The sequence below is a fragment of the Intrasporangium sp. genome, from assembly GCF_036566125.1.
Classification (GTDB): domain Bacteria; phylum Actinomycetota; class Actinomycetes; order Actinomycetales; family Dermatophilaceae; genus Intrasporangium.
Window position 1 is genome coordinate 20,995 of record NZ_DATCWX010000094.1, and the last position, 15,011, is coordinate 36,005.

Genomic DNA, 15,011 nt, shown 5'->3' on the forward strand with positions numbered 1-15,011 from the left:
ACCGAACGCCCGGGGGTGATTCCCGTACGTTCGTTCGAGGAGAGGTTTGTGACCAAAGAGCAGGAACGCGCCCGCGCGCGCCGCCGCTACGAGAAGCAGGCGAAAGACCAGAAGCCCCCCGTCGGAGATTCGACACGGGACAAGCAGGTCTTCGGCGTCATTCTCGCAGTCATCCTCATCCTCGCCGCCGTCATCACCCTTCCGCTGGTGCTCGGGAACGACGACGGGACCGAGCCGGCTGCGCAGCCGACGAACGCGGCCACCACTCCGTCCGGCGGTCCGACGGGCGGCCTCGCGGCCGGACAGAAGCTCGCCGCCGGCTGCACCCAGCCACCCGCGCCGCAGACGAAGCCCAAGTCCTTCACGGAGGTCCCGAACAAGGCCACTGCTGCCGGCAAGACGTGGGTTGCGACGGTGAAGACGAACTGCGGCGACCTCACGCTCGAGCTGGACGGAACGAAGGCTCCGCAGACCGTCGCCTCCTTCCTGCACCTCGCCAAGGAGGGCTACTGGGCGCCGAGCCCCTGTCACCGCGTGACGAGTGAGGGCATCTTCGTCCTCCAGTGCGGTGACCCGACGGGCACCGGCTCTGGTGGCCCCGGCTATACCTTCGGCATCGAAAATGCTCCGGCGGATGGGATCTACCCGCAGGGCTCACTCGCGATGGCCCGCACGCAGGACCCGAACAGCAACGGTGGCCAGTTCTTCATCACGTACAAGAAAACCGAGTTGCCGACCCAGGGGGGTGGCTACACGATCTTCGGGAAGGTCACCAAGGGTCTCGACATCGTTGAGAAGATCGCAGCGAACAAGGCACTTGACCCGAACCCCGCAGACGGGACGCCGGTCTCGCCGATCAGCATCCTCAGCGTGAGCGTCACGGAGAAGAAGGCATGAGCGATACGAACGAGCCGCAGCCGACCCAGCCAGACGCTGTCGCCGTACCGGACGCGGCCGAGGAGTCAGAGCCGGTCTCCACCCAGCCCGCCGAGGACACCGCGACCGCAGAGGCCGTCGACGAGCCGGCTCCCGCTCCGGCTCCGCCCGCGACGCCAGCCTCGATACCGAAGCCGAGTGCCGTCCCCACGCCAGCCGCGCTGGCGAAGTCCGGACCTCGCCCGACGGCACCGGCTGCGCCTGCGCCCATCCTGACCGACCACTCCGCCTCTGCCGCCTTCGGCCGAGTCGACGAGAACGGCACCGTGTTCGTCCGGACGAAGGAGGGCGAGAAGGAGGTCGGTTCCTATCCCGGCGCGACTGCCGACGAGGCGCTGGCCTACTTCGCGCGCAAGTACGACGAGCTGTATGCGTCGGCCGTGCTCCTCGAGCAGCGCCTCGCTCAGCCTGAGGTCCCGTCCAAGGACGTGGCCGATGCGCTCAAGGCCCTCACTGCCCAGGTCAACGAGGCGAGCGTCGTCGGCGACCTCGAGGGCCTGGCCACGCAGCTCGACACGATCCAGTCGGGAATCGCGGCCAAGCGCACCGTCGAGCAGCAGCACCGGGCCGAGGCTCGCGCTGCTGCCGCCGCCGAACGTGAACGGATCGTCGCCGAGGCCGAGAGCATCGCGGCCCAGCCCGAGAACCGCATCCAGTGGAAGCAGAGCGGCGCCCGGATGCGCGAGCTGCTCGATGAATGGAAGTCGCATCAGCGCGCCGCGACCCGCCTCGACCGTGAGACCGAAACGGCGTTGTGGCAGCGGTTCAGTGCCGCTCGCAACCGGTTCGACAAGGCACGCCGGACCCACTTCGCGACGCTTGACGCATCTCATGCCGAGGCCAAGGGGGCCAAGGAACGGCTTGTCGCTGAGGCGGAGAAGCTGTCGACGAGCACCGACTGGGCGGCAACGGCCGGTGCCTTCAAGCGCCTCATGGACGACTGGCGGCGGGCCGGACGGGCGAGCCGGGCCGACGACGACCGTCTGTGGGAGCGCTTCAAGGCCGCGCAGGACACGTTCTTCGCGGCGAAGGACGCAGTCGTCGCCGCCGAGGAGGAGCAGTTCCGCGGCAACCTCGCCGTCAAGGAGGCCCTGCTGGCCGAGGCCGAGGCTATCCTGCCGGTGACTGATCTCGACCGGGCCAAAGCACAGTTGCGGATCATCCAGGACAGGTGGGACGCCGCCGGCAAGGTCCCCCGCGCGGACATGGACCGGGTCGAGAAGGCCATGCGCCGGGTCGAGCAGGCCGTCCGTGATGCCGAGGAGCGGAAGTGGCGATCGACGAACCCGGAAGCCGCAGCGCGGGCGCAGGGCATGGTCGAGCAGCTCGAGCGGGCGGTCGCGGACCTCAAGGACGACTTGGCCAAGGCGCAGGCTTCCGGCAACGCGGGGAAGGTCAAGAAGGCCCAGGACGCTCTCGACGCCCGACAGGCCTGGCTTGACCAGGCTCGCGCGGGAGTCCGGGAGTTCGGCGGCTAGACCTTCGCCCTGCCTCCGTTGACGCGGTAGACGTCGAAGACGCCGTCGATGCGGCGGACCGCCTTGATGACGTGGTCGAGGTGGGCCGGATCGCCCATCTCGAAGGTGAAGCGGGAGATCGCCACCCGGTCGCGTGACGTCTGGACCGACGCCGACAGGATGTTGACGTGCTGGTCCGACAGGACCCGCGTCACGTCGCTGAGCAGCCGGCTGCGGTCGAGGGCCTCCACCTGGAGCTGGACGAGGAAGACGCTCGCGGACGACGGCGCCCACTCGACGTCGATGAGGCGCTCGGGGTTAGCGGTGAGCTGGGCGGCGTTGGTGCAGTCGACCCGGTGCACCGACACGCCGCTCCCCCGGGTGACGAACCCGATGATCGGGTCGCCCGGCACCGGCGTGCAGCACTTCGCCAGCTTGACCCAGACATCCGCCGTCCCGACGACAACGACTCCCGGATCGCCGTCACGGCGCCGGCGCGCCGCTGCGCGGGTCGGCACGGTGGCCTCGGCCAGGTCCTCGGTGGCACCCTCGACGCCACCCATCGAGGCAACGACCTTGCCAACGACGTGCTGCGCCGACACGTGGCCCTCGCCGACGGCCGCATAGAGCGCCTCGATGTCCTGATAGCGCAGGTCGGTCGCGACCGCCGTCATGGACTCGTGGCTCATCAGGCGTTGCAGTGGCAGGTTCTGCTTGCGCATCGCCTTGGCGATGCTCTCCTTGCCGGCGTCGATCGCCTCCTCGCGGCGCTCCTTGGAGAACCAGGCCTTGATCTTGTTGCGGGCTCGCGCGCTCTTGACGAAGCCGAGCCAGTCACGGCTCGGACCGGCACCGTCGGCCTTCGAGGTGAGCACCTCGACGACGTCGCCGTTCTCGAGGGTGGACTCGAGCGGGACGAGGCGACCGTTGACGCGGGCCCCGATGCAGTGGTGGCCGACCTCCGTGTGCACCGCGTACGCGAAGTCGACCGGGGTGCCGCCGACCGGCAGGGCGACGACCGACCCCTTCGGGGTGAAGACGTAGACCTCGCTCGAGCCCATCTCGAAGCGGAGCGCGTCGAGGAACTCGCCGGGGTCCTCCGTCTCGCGCTGCCAGTCGAGCAGCTGGCGCAGCCACGCCATGTCGTTCTGCGGCGCGCCCTCACCAGGCTTCGCTGCACCGCCGACCGACTGGTCCTTGTACTTCCAGTGCGCGGCGACACCGTACTCTGCCCGCCGGTGCATCGTGTGGGTGCGGATCTGGATCTCCACCGGCTTGCCCTGCGGGCCGATCACGGTGGTGTGCAAGGACTGGTACATGTTGAACTTCGGCATCGCGATGTAGTCCTTGAACCGCCCGGGGACGGGATTCCACCTTGCATGCAGCGCGCCGAGAGCCGCGTAGCAGTCGCGCACCGTGTCGACCAGGACCCGGACCGCGACGAGGTCGTAGATGTCCTCGAAGTCGCGGCCTCGCACGATCATCTTCTGGTAGACCGAGTAGTAGTGCTTGGGTCGGCCGGTGACCACGGCCTTGATCTTCGCCCCGGTGAGGTCCTCGGACACCTGGGCGCGGACTCCAGCGAGGTACTCCTCCCGGGCCGGCGCCCGCTCCGCGACCAGGCGGACGATCTCGTCGTAGACCTTCGGGTAGAGCGTCGCGAAGGACAGGTCCTCGAGCTCCCACTTGATGGTGTTCATCCCGAGCCGGTGCGCGAGAGGTGCGTAGATCTCCAGCGTCTCGTTCGCCTTGCGCTTGGCCGACTCGGGACTGACGTAGCGCCAGGTTCGCGCGTTGTGGAGTCGATCGGCGAGCTTGATGACGAGGACCCGGATGTCCCGGGCCATGGCGATGACCATCTTGCGGACCGTCTCCGCCTGTGCCGCCTCGCCGTAGGTGACCTTGTCGAGCTTGGTGACGCCGTCGACGAGCATCGCGATCTCGTCCCCGAAGTCGCGACGCAGCTCTTCAAGGCTGTAGGAGGTGTCCTCCACCGTGTCGTGGAGCAGCGCAGCGGCCAGGGTCGGTGGCGTCATGCCCAGCTCGGCGAGGATCTGGGTCACCGCGAGCGGGTGCGTGATGTAGGCGTCCCCGCTCTTGCGCATCTGGCCCTCATGAGCCCGTTCTGCGACAGCGTAGGAACGCTCGATGATGGACAGATCGGCCTTGGGATGGTTCTGCCGAACTGCGGTGAGCAGCGGCTCGAGAACGGGGTTTCCAGACGTTCGACTCGCGCCGAAACGGGCAAACCGAGCACGCACCCGTGACGGGGCGCTCAGCTCACTCCGGACCTCCTCGCTCATGAACTGAGTCTAGGGTGCCGGTGCAAATCAGAGCGTCAGGATGGCGTTCACGTTCCGGTCGCCGAGACGCTTGCGGCCGTGGAGGAAAGCGAGCTCGAGCACGACCTCGATGGCGGTCACGACGGCGCCGGCCCGCTCGACGAGTACCGCCGTCGCCTCCGCCGTGCCACCGGTCGCGAGCACGTCGTCGATGATGAGGACTCGCTGGCCGGGCTGGAAGGCGTCGGTGTGCACCTCGATCTCGGCGTGACCGTACTCCAAGGAGTAGGACTCGCGAATGGTCTCACCGGGCAGCTTGCCGGCCTTGCGGATCGGCACCATCCCGAGCCCGAGCTCGTAGGCGACGGCAGCACCGAGAATGAATCCGCGCGCCTCGATGCCGACGACGACATCGACCCCCCCGACGTAGCGCTCGGCGATGCTCCGCACGAGCTCCTTCATTGCGGGCCCGTCGGCGATGAGCGGCGTGAAGTCCTTGAAGAGCACCCCCGGTTTCGGGAAGTCGGGGATGTCGCGCAGATGGCTGCGCACCAGCTCCGCGATCTCCGTGGGCGAGCCGTCCGACGCCGTGGTGCCCACGGTCACCTCTTGGACTTCGGAGCTCGCTTGGGCTGGTTGCGCGGCCCGGCCTGGGCGTACTTGTGGACCGGGCGCCCGGGTCCGCCGGCGGCCGCCGCCGTGCCGAGGTCAGTCGGCCGCAGAGCCCCGGTCGAGTCCTCGCCCACCCCGTTCGCACCAGCCCAGTCCGCTCCCACCGGTACCGGCACGTCGGCCGGGGCCTCGCCCGAGGCGACACCACGCGCCGCGTCGCGGGCGGCCTGCTTGGCTCCATGACGGGCGACGTAGCGGTCGAGATCGACAACGGCCGGCTCCTTGGAGCGCAGCTGCACGAGCATGGGCGTGGCGATGAAGATCGACGAGTATGCGCCAACGCCGATACCGATGAAGAGCGCGAGGGACAGGTCGAGCAGGGTGCCCGGGCCCAGCATGGTGAAACCGACGAAGAGGATCGCCGCGATCGGCAGCAGCGCGACCACGGTCGTGTTGATCGACCGCACCAGCGTCTGGTTGACGGCCAGGTTGGCTGCGTCGGCATAGGTCATCCGCTTCGTGCGGAACGCCTCCGCTGTGTTCTCCCGCACCTTGTCGAAGACAACCACGGTGTCGTAGAGCGAGTAGCCGAGGATCGTGAGGAACCCGATCATCGACGACGGCGTGATCTCGAAACCGAAGAGCGAGTAGATGCCGACCGTGATCACCAGGTCGTGCAGCAACGCGGTGAGACCCGCCAAGGCCATCTTCCAGGTGCGGAAGTACAGGGCCAGCACGATCGTGACGAGGATGAGGAATACGACGAGTCCCTGGATCGCCTGTTCACTGACCGAGGCTCCCCAGCTGGGACCGATGAGCGTGGAGCTCACGCTTGCCGGGTCGACGTCGAAGGTCTCCGCGAGTGCGGTGCGCGCGGCCTCGGTCTGCGCCTGTGCCGCCTCGGTCTGGACCCGGACAGTGTTGCCGCCGACGATGGTCGTCGTCACGGAGCCCGGGATACTGGCCTCGCTCACCGCCCCCTCTGCCCTGGCCTCGTAGTCCTGGGTGTTCGTCACGCCGAGCACCCGGAACTCCGAGCCACCCCGGAACTCGATGCCGAAGTTGAGGCCGTTCAGGAGAACGCCCGCCAGGGCCAGGCCGATCATCACGGCCGACACCGAGTACCACAACTTGCGGCGCTGGACGAAGGGGATCGACCGGCGTCCGGTGTAGAGGTCGTTGCCGAACTGGGCGAAGTTGATCATGCCTGGGCCTTCCCCTCGGCGAGGCGCGAGGTGCGGGTGGCGGTCGTCGTCGCTCCGGCGGGTCCGAACTGACCGCGCCCGCGGTAGCGGGGGGCCTCCTTGGCGCCGAGCCGCTCCGGGTCCAGGCCGGACCACTTGTGGCCGTGGCCGAAGAACTCGGTCCGAGCGAGCAGCTGGACCATCGGGTGGGTGAACAGGACGACGACGGCGAGGTCGATCAGCGTCGTCAGGCCGAGCGTGAAGGCGAACCCGCGGACGTTCGAGGACGCGAGCACGTAGAGCACGACGGCGGCCAGCATGTTCACCGCGTCGGCGATGATGATCGTGCGCCGAGCGCGCTTCCACCCGGTCTCCACGGCAGCGACGAGCGGCCGTCCCTCACGCACCTCGTCACGGATGCGTTCGAAGTAGACGATGAAGCTGTCCGCGGTCACGCCGATCGCGACGATCGTGCCGGTCACTCCGGCCATCGTCAGTCGGAAGCCGTGGGTCGTGCCCAGGACGACGAGCGTCAGATAGGTCAGCCCGGTTGCGACGACCAGTGACAGGACGGTGACCATGCCCAGGGCGCGGTACTGGAACAGCGAGTACACGACGACGAGGAGCAGGCCGATGACGCCGGCCAGGATCCCGAGGCGGAGCTGTTCCTCACCGAGCTGAGGCGTGATCGTGTCGTTGGTCTGGAGGGCGAACGACATGGGCAGCGCACCGAACTTGAGCTGCTGGGCGAGCCGCTTGGCGGAGTCGAGGGTGAAGGACCCCGTGATCGAGGCGCGCCCATCGGTGATGACAGCCCGAGCCTGGGGCGCAGTGATGACGCGCTTGTCGAGGACAACGGCGAACTGGTCGAGGGGCGGCTGTGACTGCTGGCCCACGAGTCGCCTCGTCACCTCGGCGAACTTGGCCTTGCCCGCGTCCTTGAAGGACAGTGCCACCTCGACGATCGAGGTCGGCTGCCCGTTCGGACCCGGCTGGTAGCCGCTCGTCGCATCCTGGATCTCGCTGCCGTCGATCTCGACCGGGCCGAGGACGTACTTGGTGACTCCGTCCTCACCACACGTCGCCATCGGCGCGTCCTTGAGGTCTGGCGCCTCGTCGATCGCGCCGGCTTGGTGACAGTTGAGCGCCACGTACTCCTTGGCCACCTTGGCGGCAGCCTGGTCGGCCTTCTTCTGGTCCCACCCGAGCGTGAGCAGACCCTTGGAGGCCTGGGAAGCGATGGCCGCCTCGAGCTGCGCGTTGGTCGGCGGGGCGGGTGCCTCCGTGGCAGGTGCGGTGCCAGCGGGCGTGGTTGGCGTGGTTGCGGGCGGAGTCGTGGGCGCCGTCGTCGCGGCGCGCAGGGCCTCCGGAACGACACCATTGGCAGCCGTCGTCGGGGGCGGGGTCGCCGCCGCGCTCCCGGAAGGAGCGGGTGTGCCCGTGGTCCCGGTAGGAGCGGGCGTGCCGGTCGTCCCGCCAGGCGTCGGGGCTGTGCCCGCGGGGGGCGTGGCGGTCTCGACGTCCTGGACGAAGACGGACCGGAACCGCAGCTGCGAGGGCTTGCGGATCGCCTCGAGCTGGTCCTGGGTCGGAGTGCCCGGGATGGCGACGACGATGTTGCGTCCGCCCTGCGTCGAGATCTCGCTCTCGGCGACGCCGTTGGCGTCGATGCGCTGTCGGATGATCTCGACAGCGCGGTCGAGCTGACCGGGGTTGACCGCGGCCCCGCCTTCGGTGACCGGAGCAAGGACCATCTCGGTCCCGCCCTCCAGGTCGAGCCCAAGGCGTGGGGTCAGCTGCCCGCCGCCCCACTGGTGCAGCCCCGCGACGAGCAGGACGAGCCCGATCGCCAGGGCGAGAAGGGCGGAGAGGCTCCGCAGAGCCGACTTCTTGGCGGAGCTACCAGCCACGTGAGCGCCTCACTGACCGGGCGCGGACGAGTCGTCCGTCTGTGCCCGGTTGATCGGTGGCGTCACATCGGCCTGCTTCATGGCCACGGCGCGCCGGTCGAAGCGCAGGATCATCCCGTCGGCCACCTCGATGTGGGCACTGGCGTCGTCGAGATGACGGATGGTGCCGAAGATGCCCGATGAGGTGACGACCTCGTCGCCGACATCGAGCGAGGAGTTGAACTGGCGCATCCGCTTCGTGCGCCGGTTGGCACTCCAGAACATCCAGGCCAGCAGCAGGAGCGGCAGGGCCAGGATGACCAACGAGGATCCCCCGTTGCCGTTGTTCATATCAGGCTCAATCCTTCGACTTCTCGATCCGGTCAGCACGCGAACCAGTGGTGGTCTGGGCGACACGTCAACGTCCGGGGGCACCGGATGGTGCCGCAGGGAGCGGCGGAGGTGCCCGCAGGAGTCTACGTCCGACGTGCGGCTTTGTCAGACCGGCAGCTGGTCGTATGCCGCTGGGCCGGGTCACGTTTTGGCTGCGGTTTCGCCGTGGTCAGGTCTCGAAGCGCCCTCCGGCCAGGTCGTCGAGTGGCAGCGTGGCCGCCCACAGCCCCTGGGCGTCTAGCGGTGGCGTGAGGCCAAGGTGTGACCACGCGAGCGACGAGGCGGCCCGCCCCCGCGGCGTGCGCAGCATGAAGCCCTCCCGCACGAGGAACGGCTCGGCGACGGTCTCGACGGTGTCGGGCTCCTCCCCCACGGCGACCGCCAGGGTCGACAACCCCACCGGCCCCCCGGCGAACCGGCGGCAGAGTGCGTCGATCACCGCTCGGTCGAGCCGGTCGAGACCTCGCTCGTCGACGTCGAACAGCTCGAGCGCCTGACGTGCGGCGGCCTGGGTCACCCGATCCTCCCCGTGGACCTGGGCCCAGTCGCGCACCCGACGAAGCAGCCGGTTGGCGATCCGTGGCGTTCCCCTCGATCGCAGGGCGATCTCGACGATGCCGTCCTCCTCGGCGTCGAGGGCGAGCAGGCGGGCGGAGCGGTGCAGGATCGTGACGAGGTCGCTCGGCTCGTAGAAGTCGAGATGGCCGGTGAAGCCGAAGCGGTCGCGCAACGGTGCCGGCAGCAGGCCCGCGCGCGTCGTCGCGCCCACGACGGTGAACGGCGGTAGCTCGAGCGGGATCGCCGTCGCTCCCGGGCCCTTGCCGATGATGACGTCGACCCGGAAGTCCTCCATCGCCAGGTACAGCATCTCCTCCGCCGCCCGGGACATCCGGTGGATCTCGTCGAGGAAGAGCACCTCCCCCTCCGCCAGGGACGAGAGCACAGAGGCGAGGTCGCCGGCGTGCTGGATCGCCGGTCCCGAGGTGATCCGGAGCGGCTGCTCGAGCTCGCTGGCGACGATCATCGCGAGGGTGGTCTTGCCGAGTCCGGGGGGACCGGAGAGCAGCACGTGGTCGGGCGCCGTGCCCCGCCGCTTGGCGGCCTTGAGGACGAGACCAAGCTGCTCGCGGACGCGGGTCTGGCCGGGGAAGTCATCGAGCCGCCTCGGACGGAGCGCCGCCTCGACCTGCCGCTCGTCCGCGTCGCTGCCCGCATCGACGATCCGCGCGGTCGCGTCGTAGGACTGGTCCAAGGCCTGCTCCTCGACACTCATCGGCCCAGCTCCTGCAGGGCCGCGCGGAGCATGGCCGAGACGCTGGCACCGTCGGCCGCTTGCGGTGCGACGCGGTCGAGCGCGTCGTCCGCTTGCCGGGCGGTCCAGCCGAGACCGACCAGTGCCTCGCGCACCTGCTCGCGCCATTGATCGCCGGTGGTCCGCTGGACCATCAGCCCTGCCTCGTCAGCCGTTCCGCCCAGCGCGCCCAGCTTGTCGCGCAGCTCGAGGACGAGCCGCTCGGCGCCTTTCTTGCCGATGCCGGGGACCTTGGTCAACGCGGCAATGTCGCCAGCGCCGAGCGCGCGCCGCACCGACATCGGGTCGTGCACGGCGAGCAGGGCCAGGGCGAGGCGGGGTCCCACGCCGGACACCGTTTGGACCGTCTCGAAGACATGCTTCTCGTCCTCGGTCGCAAAGCCGTAGAGGGTGAGGGAGTCCTCGCGGACGACGAGGGTCGTCTTGAGCTCGGTGGCCTGGCCCACTCGCACGGACGCGGCGGTTGCCGGCGTGGTGTGGACGAGCATGCCCACGCCTCCGACGCCGAGGACGACGGTGTCGAGGCCGGCCTTGAGGACGGTTCCGGACAGTGAGGCGATCATCGTCGGGACGCTCCAGCGGTCGTGGGTCGGCGGTAGCGAGAGGGAGCCGTCCGGGCATGCGCCTCGGCGGCCTCGGCGAGACGGCTCTGCGTGCCTCCGCGCCACACGTGGCAGATCGCGAGGGCTAGCGCGTCGGCTGCATCTGCGGGTTTCGGGGGCCGGTCCAGCCCGAGCAGGTGGGTCACCATGGCGGTGACCTGGCGCTTGTCGGCGCGGCCGCTGCCGCTGACGGCGGCCTTGACCTCGGTCGGGGTGTGCAAGGCGACCGGGAGCCCTCGGCGCTCGGCGAGCATCATGACGATCCCCGTGCACTGCGCGGTGCCCATCACGGTGGAGACGTTGGTATCCGCGAACACCCGCTCGATGGCCACGGCCTCGGGCCGGTGCAGCTCGAACCAGAGACGCAACTCGTCCTCGAGCGCGACGAGCCGCTTCGGCGTGGGATCGCTCGACGGAGTGCGGATGACACCGACGTCCACGAGGGACAGCCGCCTTCCCGGCCGCCCTTCGACGACCCCGACCCCGCACCGAGTCAGGCCCGGGTCCACTGCGAGGACGCGCACGACCCACCTCCAGACTCGATGTCGGCACCTGACCGAACACGTGTTCGGCTCCACCGTATAGGCCCGCTCACCCAGTGACGCGGAAGGCGCGCCGCACCCGGGCGCGCCTTCCGTCCATGACCGAGCCCAGCGGCATACGGCTCAATCCTCGTCGTCGAGCTCCGCAAGCACGTCGTCGGGGATGTCGCCGTTGGCGTAGACGTTCTGCACGTCATCGCTGTCCTCGAGGGCGTCGATGACGCGGATCATCTTCTTGGCACCGTCGAGGTCGAGCGGGACCTGGAGGTTGGGCACCCACGACGCCTCGGCGGAGTCGTAGTCGATGCCGGCGTCCTGGAGGGCCTGGCGCACGGCGACGAAGTCGCTCGCCTCAGACACGATCTCCCATGTGTCGCCGTTGTCGTTGACCTCCTCGGCACCTGCATCGAGGACGACCTCGAGGATCGAGTCTTCGGAAATGTCGCCGGTCGCCCCGTCCTTCGGGACGATGACGACGCCCTTGCGGTGGAAGACATAGGCGACCGAGCCGGGGTCGGCGAGCTGGCCCCCGTTGCGAGTCAGCGCCGTCCGCACCTCGGCTGCGGCCCGATTGCGGTTGTCGGTGAGGCACTCGATGAGCAGGGCGACCCCGCCGGGGGCATAACCCTCGTAGGTGATCGGCTGCCAGTCGGACGCGCCGGCCTCGGCGCCGGAGCCCCGCTTGACCGCACGGTCGATGTTGTCGTTGGGGACCGAGGTCTTCTTCGCCTTCTGGATCGCGTCGTAGAGCGTCGGGTTGCCGGCCGGGTCACCGCCACCCTGCCGGGCTGCGACCTCGATGTTCTTGATGAGCTTCGCGAAGAGCTTGCCGCGCTTGGCGTCGATCGCAGCCTTCTTGTGCTTCGTGGTGGCCCATTTGGAGTGGCCGCTCATGCAGACTCCCTCGCGTTCTCGACGATCCGGACGAATTCGGCGTGGATGCGGCGGTCCCCACCCACCTCGGGGTGGAACGACGTCGCCATGAGATTGCCCTGCCGAACCGCGACGATCCTACCCGCGGCCGGTCCCTCCCCCACCCGGGCGAGGACCTCGACGCCCGCACCTGCCTCGTCGACCCAAGGTGCGCGGATGAAGACCGCGTGGACCGGTTCGTCGAGGCCCGCGTAGTCGAGATCGGTCTCGAAGGAGTCGACCTGGCGGCCGAATGCGTTGCGTCGCACCGTCATGTCGATGCCACCGAGGGTCTGCTGATCGGGTCTGGCGTCGGCGATGCGGTCGGCGAGCATGATCATCCCGGCGCATGACCCAAGGGTGGGCAGTCCATCGGCGATCCGCTTGCGCAGCGGTTCCTGCAGATCGAAGGCCCGGACGAGCTTGTCCATGACCGTCGACTCCCCGCCCGGGATCACGAGGCCGTCGATCTGCTCGACCTCCCCGGGTCGGCGGACGGCCACGACGTCGGCGCCGAGCGCAGTGAGGGTGGCGGCGTGCTCGCGCACGTCGCCCTGGACGGCGAGGACGCCGATGGTGAGCTTCACAAACCCCAGATCGTATGCCGCTGGGCTCGCCGAGCGTGAACCACCTCCTTGCGCGCGCGGTACGTTGCCACCATGTCCGACGACGTCATCGACGACCTCCTCGCCCGGGCCAGCGACCTCGATGCCCGTTCGCCGCTGAGCGCTACACGTGAGCGGTTTACGCTGCCGGATGGCGTCATCTACCTCGACGGCAACTCGCTCGGGGCCCTGCCGCGGAACGTGGGTCCGGCGTTGGCCCGGGTGGTCGAGCACGAGTGGGGCGAGCGGCTCATCCGGTCGTGGAACGAGGCGGACTGGTGGGGAGCGCAGACCAGGGTCGGCGACCGGATCGGCCGGCTCGTCGGTGCTGCCCCCGGCCAGGTCGTCGTCACCGACTCGACGTCGGTCAACCTCTTCAAGGCCATCGTCGGAGCGGCGCGGCTACGGCCGGGTCGCCGAGTGGTGCTCACGGATCCGGCGTCGTTCCCCACCGACCTCTATCTCGCGGAGGCGGCGGCCAGGGTCGAGGGGCGGGAGGTCCGCCGCGTCTCCCCCGCCGACGCTCCGCGAGCCATCGCCGAGCTCGGCGCGGACCTCGCGGTCGCGGCCTACTCGAGCGTGGACTACGCCACTGGCGAGCTGTGGGACCTCGAGGCGATCACCTCGGCGGCCCACGACGTCGGGGCGCTGGCCTGCTGGGACCTCTGCCATTCCGCGGGCGCCGTCGATGTGCGGCTCGATGAGGGCGGCGCCGACGTGGCGGTCGGCTGCGGCTACAAGTACCTCAACGGCGGTCCCGGGGCTCCATCGTTCATCTACGTGGCAGCGCGGCATCAGGATGTCTTCGACCAACCGCTCACCGGCTGGTTCGGGCACGCGCGGCCGTTCGAGATGGCCCGTGACTTCATCCCCGCACCCGGGATCGACCGGGTTCGCGTGGGGACTCCACCGATGCTGTCCGTGCTGGCCCTGGAGGCGGCGCTGGAGGCCTTTGACGGCCTGTCCATGAGCGAGGTGCGGACGCAGTCGCTGTCGCTGACCTCCACCTTCCTCGACGCCCTGGGGGCGCTCGACGTCGGCCTGCCGGTGGCCACCCCTGCCGAGGATGCGCGGCGGGGGTCACAGGTGTCGCTGCGCCATCCCGATGCCTTCGCCGTGGTCCAGGCGCTGATCGCTCGAGGCGTCATCGGGGACTACCGGGAGCCGGACATCGTCCGGCTCGGCTTCGCACCGCTCTACGTGTCGCACCTGGACGCGGTCGCCGCGGCGCAGCACCTCAAGGAAGTCATGGACGGCCGCGAGCACGAGCGCCCCGAGTTCGCCACCCGGCGCGCCGTCACGTGATCCGCCCGACCCCATCGCCCGCTTCGTTCCATTGCTCACGTTTCCGCCACGGCCCGCGGCGCCCTTGACACGATGGGACCCATTGAGGGAGAGGGAGAAACCATGAAGCTGGAGACCCTGCTGAGGGAGTCCGCCCAGAGCATCCTCGACGAGGCGTTCTCGGACCTGCAGCGCTCACAGGTGCACCATTACGAGAAGGCCGGCGAGGCGTTCACCCGCGAGCGGCTCGGCAACCTGTTCGAGCTCGTCGTCACCGCGATCGAGACCCGTAGCCTGACCTCGCTCAGCGCCTATGCGGATCGCATCGCGACCCAGCGGTTCGACGCCGGTTTCGACATCTCCGAGGTGCAGATGGCCTTCAATTCCCTCGAGGAGGCGATGTGGCGACGCGTGGTCGCCGCCGAGCCGCCGAACGAGCTCGCCGAGGCCATCGGGTTGCTGAGCACGGTCCTCGGCTTCGGCAAGGACACCGTGGCCCGCAAGTACGTGACGCTCGCTTCCCAGAGGCACGTCCCCTCGCTCGACCTCAAGGCCCTTTTCGCCGGCACCGAGGCAGCCGGGACGCCCACCGAATAGACCCTCAGTCGAATGACCTCAGCGTAGGCCGCTGGGCTCTTCGAGCGTGCGGCTTCCTTTGCGGTGCAATCGGGTTCGTCTTCGTCCACAGGCCACGGAATGTCCTTTGACACGGATTCGAATGTTTGTTCGGATGAGCCTAGCGACGCGCTCACAGGGATCCCACGCGGAAGGAGGGCGCTCGTGCCGTACGTGGACGCTGAGGACGCCCTCATCCACCGGTTCGCCGACCTGATCGCGGGTCTGCCCGGAGAGGTGTGCGAGGACATGTCCGAGGCGTGGCACGAGCGGGTCCTGGCCCGGCAGCTCGCTGAGGCCGCCGTCCTGCCCGACCCGTTCGACGGGCTCGACGAGTTCGACTGGCTTGCCACCAGCCCCGTCACCCCCACTCCGGCCGTGCCCGC

General features: G+C 69.2%; 15 protein-coding genes. 5 read left to right on the forward strand and 10 right to left on the reverse strand.

Going from position 1 to position 15,011, the window contains the following annotated elements; translation table 11 throughout:
• Positions 1-48 precede the first annotated feature (48 nt).
• A complete protein-coding gene (locus tag VIR15_RS05730; protein ID WP_331926513.1) occupies positions 49-897 on the forward strand; it encodes a peptidylprolyl isomerase in 849 nt (282 codons plus the stop codon).
• Positions 894-2,414: a DUF349 domain-containing protein gene (locus VIR15_RS05735; protein ID WP_331926514.1), complete on the forward strand. Its 1,521-nt coding sequence runs from the start codon at positions 894-896 to the stop codon at positions 2,412-2,414. The genes VIR15_RS05730 and VIR15_RS05735 overlap by 4 nt, the downstream gene beginning before the upstream one ends.
• Here the strand turns inward: VIR15_RS05735 and VIR15_RS05740 are convergent.
• The 10 genes from VIR15_RS05740 to pdxT all read right to left on the reverse strand — a co-directional run bounded on the left by VIR15_RS05740 (position 2,411) and on the right by pdxT (position 12,708).
• Positions 2,411-4,696, reverse strand: coding sequence for a RelA/SpoT family protein (locus VIR15_RS05740; RefSeq protein ID WP_331926515.1), 2,286 nt, complete (start codon positions 4,694-4,696; stop codon positions 2,411-2,413). The two genes, VIR15_RS05735 and VIR15_RS05740, sit on opposite strands and share 4 nt — an antisense overlap.
• A 27-nt stretch (positions 4,697-4,723) precedes the next feature.
• Positions 4,724-5,275 (reverse strand): adenine phosphoribosyltransferase, encoded by a 552-nt coding sequence (locus VIR15_RS05745; protein WP_331926516.1) that lies wholly within the window; start codon positions 5,273-5,275, stop codon positions 4,724-4,726.
• A 2-nt stretch (positions 5,276-5,277) separates the two neighbouring features.
• Positions 5,278-6,492 carry a protein translocase subunit SecF gene (gene secF / locus VIR15_RS05750; protein ID WP_331926517.1) on the reverse strand — a complete coding sequence of 405 codons (1,215 nt, stop codon included), beginning with the start codon at positions 6,490-6,492 and terminating at the stop codon, positions 5,278-5,280.
• Positions 6,489-8,381 carry a protein translocase subunit SecD gene (gene secD / locus VIR15_RS05755; RefSeq protein ID WP_331926518.1) on the reverse strand — a complete coding sequence of 631 codons (1,893 nt, stop codon included), beginning with the start codon at positions 8,379-8,381 and terminating at the stop codon, positions 6,489-6,491. The genes secF and secD overlap by 4 nt, the downstream gene beginning before the upstream one ends.
• Before the next feature lie 9 nt (positions 8,382-8,390).
• Positions 8,391-8,711 carry a preprotein translocase subunit YajC gene (gene yajC / locus VIR15_RS05760; protein ID WP_331926519.1) on the reverse strand — a complete coding sequence of 107 codons (321 nt, stop codon included), beginning with the start codon at positions 8,709-8,711 and terminating at the stop codon, positions 8,391-8,393.
• A 211-nt stretch (positions 8,712-8,922) separates the two neighbouring features.
• Positions 8,923-10,026: a Holliday junction branch migration DNA helicase RuvB gene (gene ruvB / locus VIR15_RS05765; protein WP_331926520.1), complete on the reverse strand. Its 1,104-nt coding sequence runs from the start codon at positions 10,024-10,026 to the stop codon at positions 8,923-8,925.
• Entirely contained in the window at positions 10,023-10,628 is a 606-nt protein-coding gene (ruvA, locus tag VIR15_RS05770; protein ID WP_331926521.1) for a Holliday junction branch migration protein RuvA, read from the reverse strand. The genes ruvB and ruvA overlap by 4 nt, the downstream gene beginning before the upstream one ends.
• Entirely contained in the window at positions 10,625-11,191 is a 567-nt protein-coding gene (gene ruvC, locus VIR15_RS05775; protein WP_331926522.1) for a crossover junction endodeoxyribonuclease RuvC, read from the reverse strand. Before ruvC ends, ruvA begins: the two co-directional genes overlap by 4 nt.
• A 141-nt stretch (positions 11,192-11,332) precedes the next feature.
• Positions 11,333-12,103: a YebC/PmpR family DNA-binding transcriptional regulator gene (locus VIR15_RS05780; protein WP_331926523.1), complete on the reverse strand. Its 771-nt coding sequence runs from the start codon at positions 12,101-12,103 to the stop codon at positions 11,333-11,335.
• Complete coding sequence (gene pdxT, locus VIR15_RS05785; protein ID WP_331926524.1) at positions 12,100-12,708, reverse strand: pyridoxal 5'-phosphate synthase glutaminase subunit PdxT; 609 nt, start codon at positions 12,706-12,708, stop codon at positions 12,100-12,102. Before pdxT ends, VIR15_RS05780 begins: the two co-directional genes overlap by 4 nt.
• A 72-nt stretch (positions 12,709-12,780) precedes the next feature.
• Between pdxT and kynU the strand changes: the two genes are divergently transcribed.
• The 3 genes from kynU to VIR15_RS05800 all read left to right on the forward strand — a co-directional run.
• The gene (gene kynU / locus VIR15_RS05790; RefSeq protein WP_331926525.1) at positions 12,781-14,031 is read left to right on the forward strand and encodes a kynureninase; all 1,251 of its coding nucleotides are present in this window, start codon (positions 12,781-12,783) and stop codon (positions 14,029-14,031) included.
• A 102-nt stretch (positions 14,032-14,133) separates the two neighbouring features.
• Complete coding sequence (locus tag VIR15_RS05795) at positions 14,134-14,607, forward strand: RsbRD N-terminal domain-containing protein (protein ID WP_331926526.1); 474 nt, start codon at positions 14,134-14,136, stop codon at positions 14,605-14,607.
• A 183-nt stretch (positions 14,608-14,790) separates the two neighbouring features.
• Positions 14,791-15,011 (forward strand): hypothetical protein (locus tag VIR15_RS05800; RefSeq protein ID WP_331926527.1); only part of this gene is annotated, 221 nt, incomplete at its 3' end.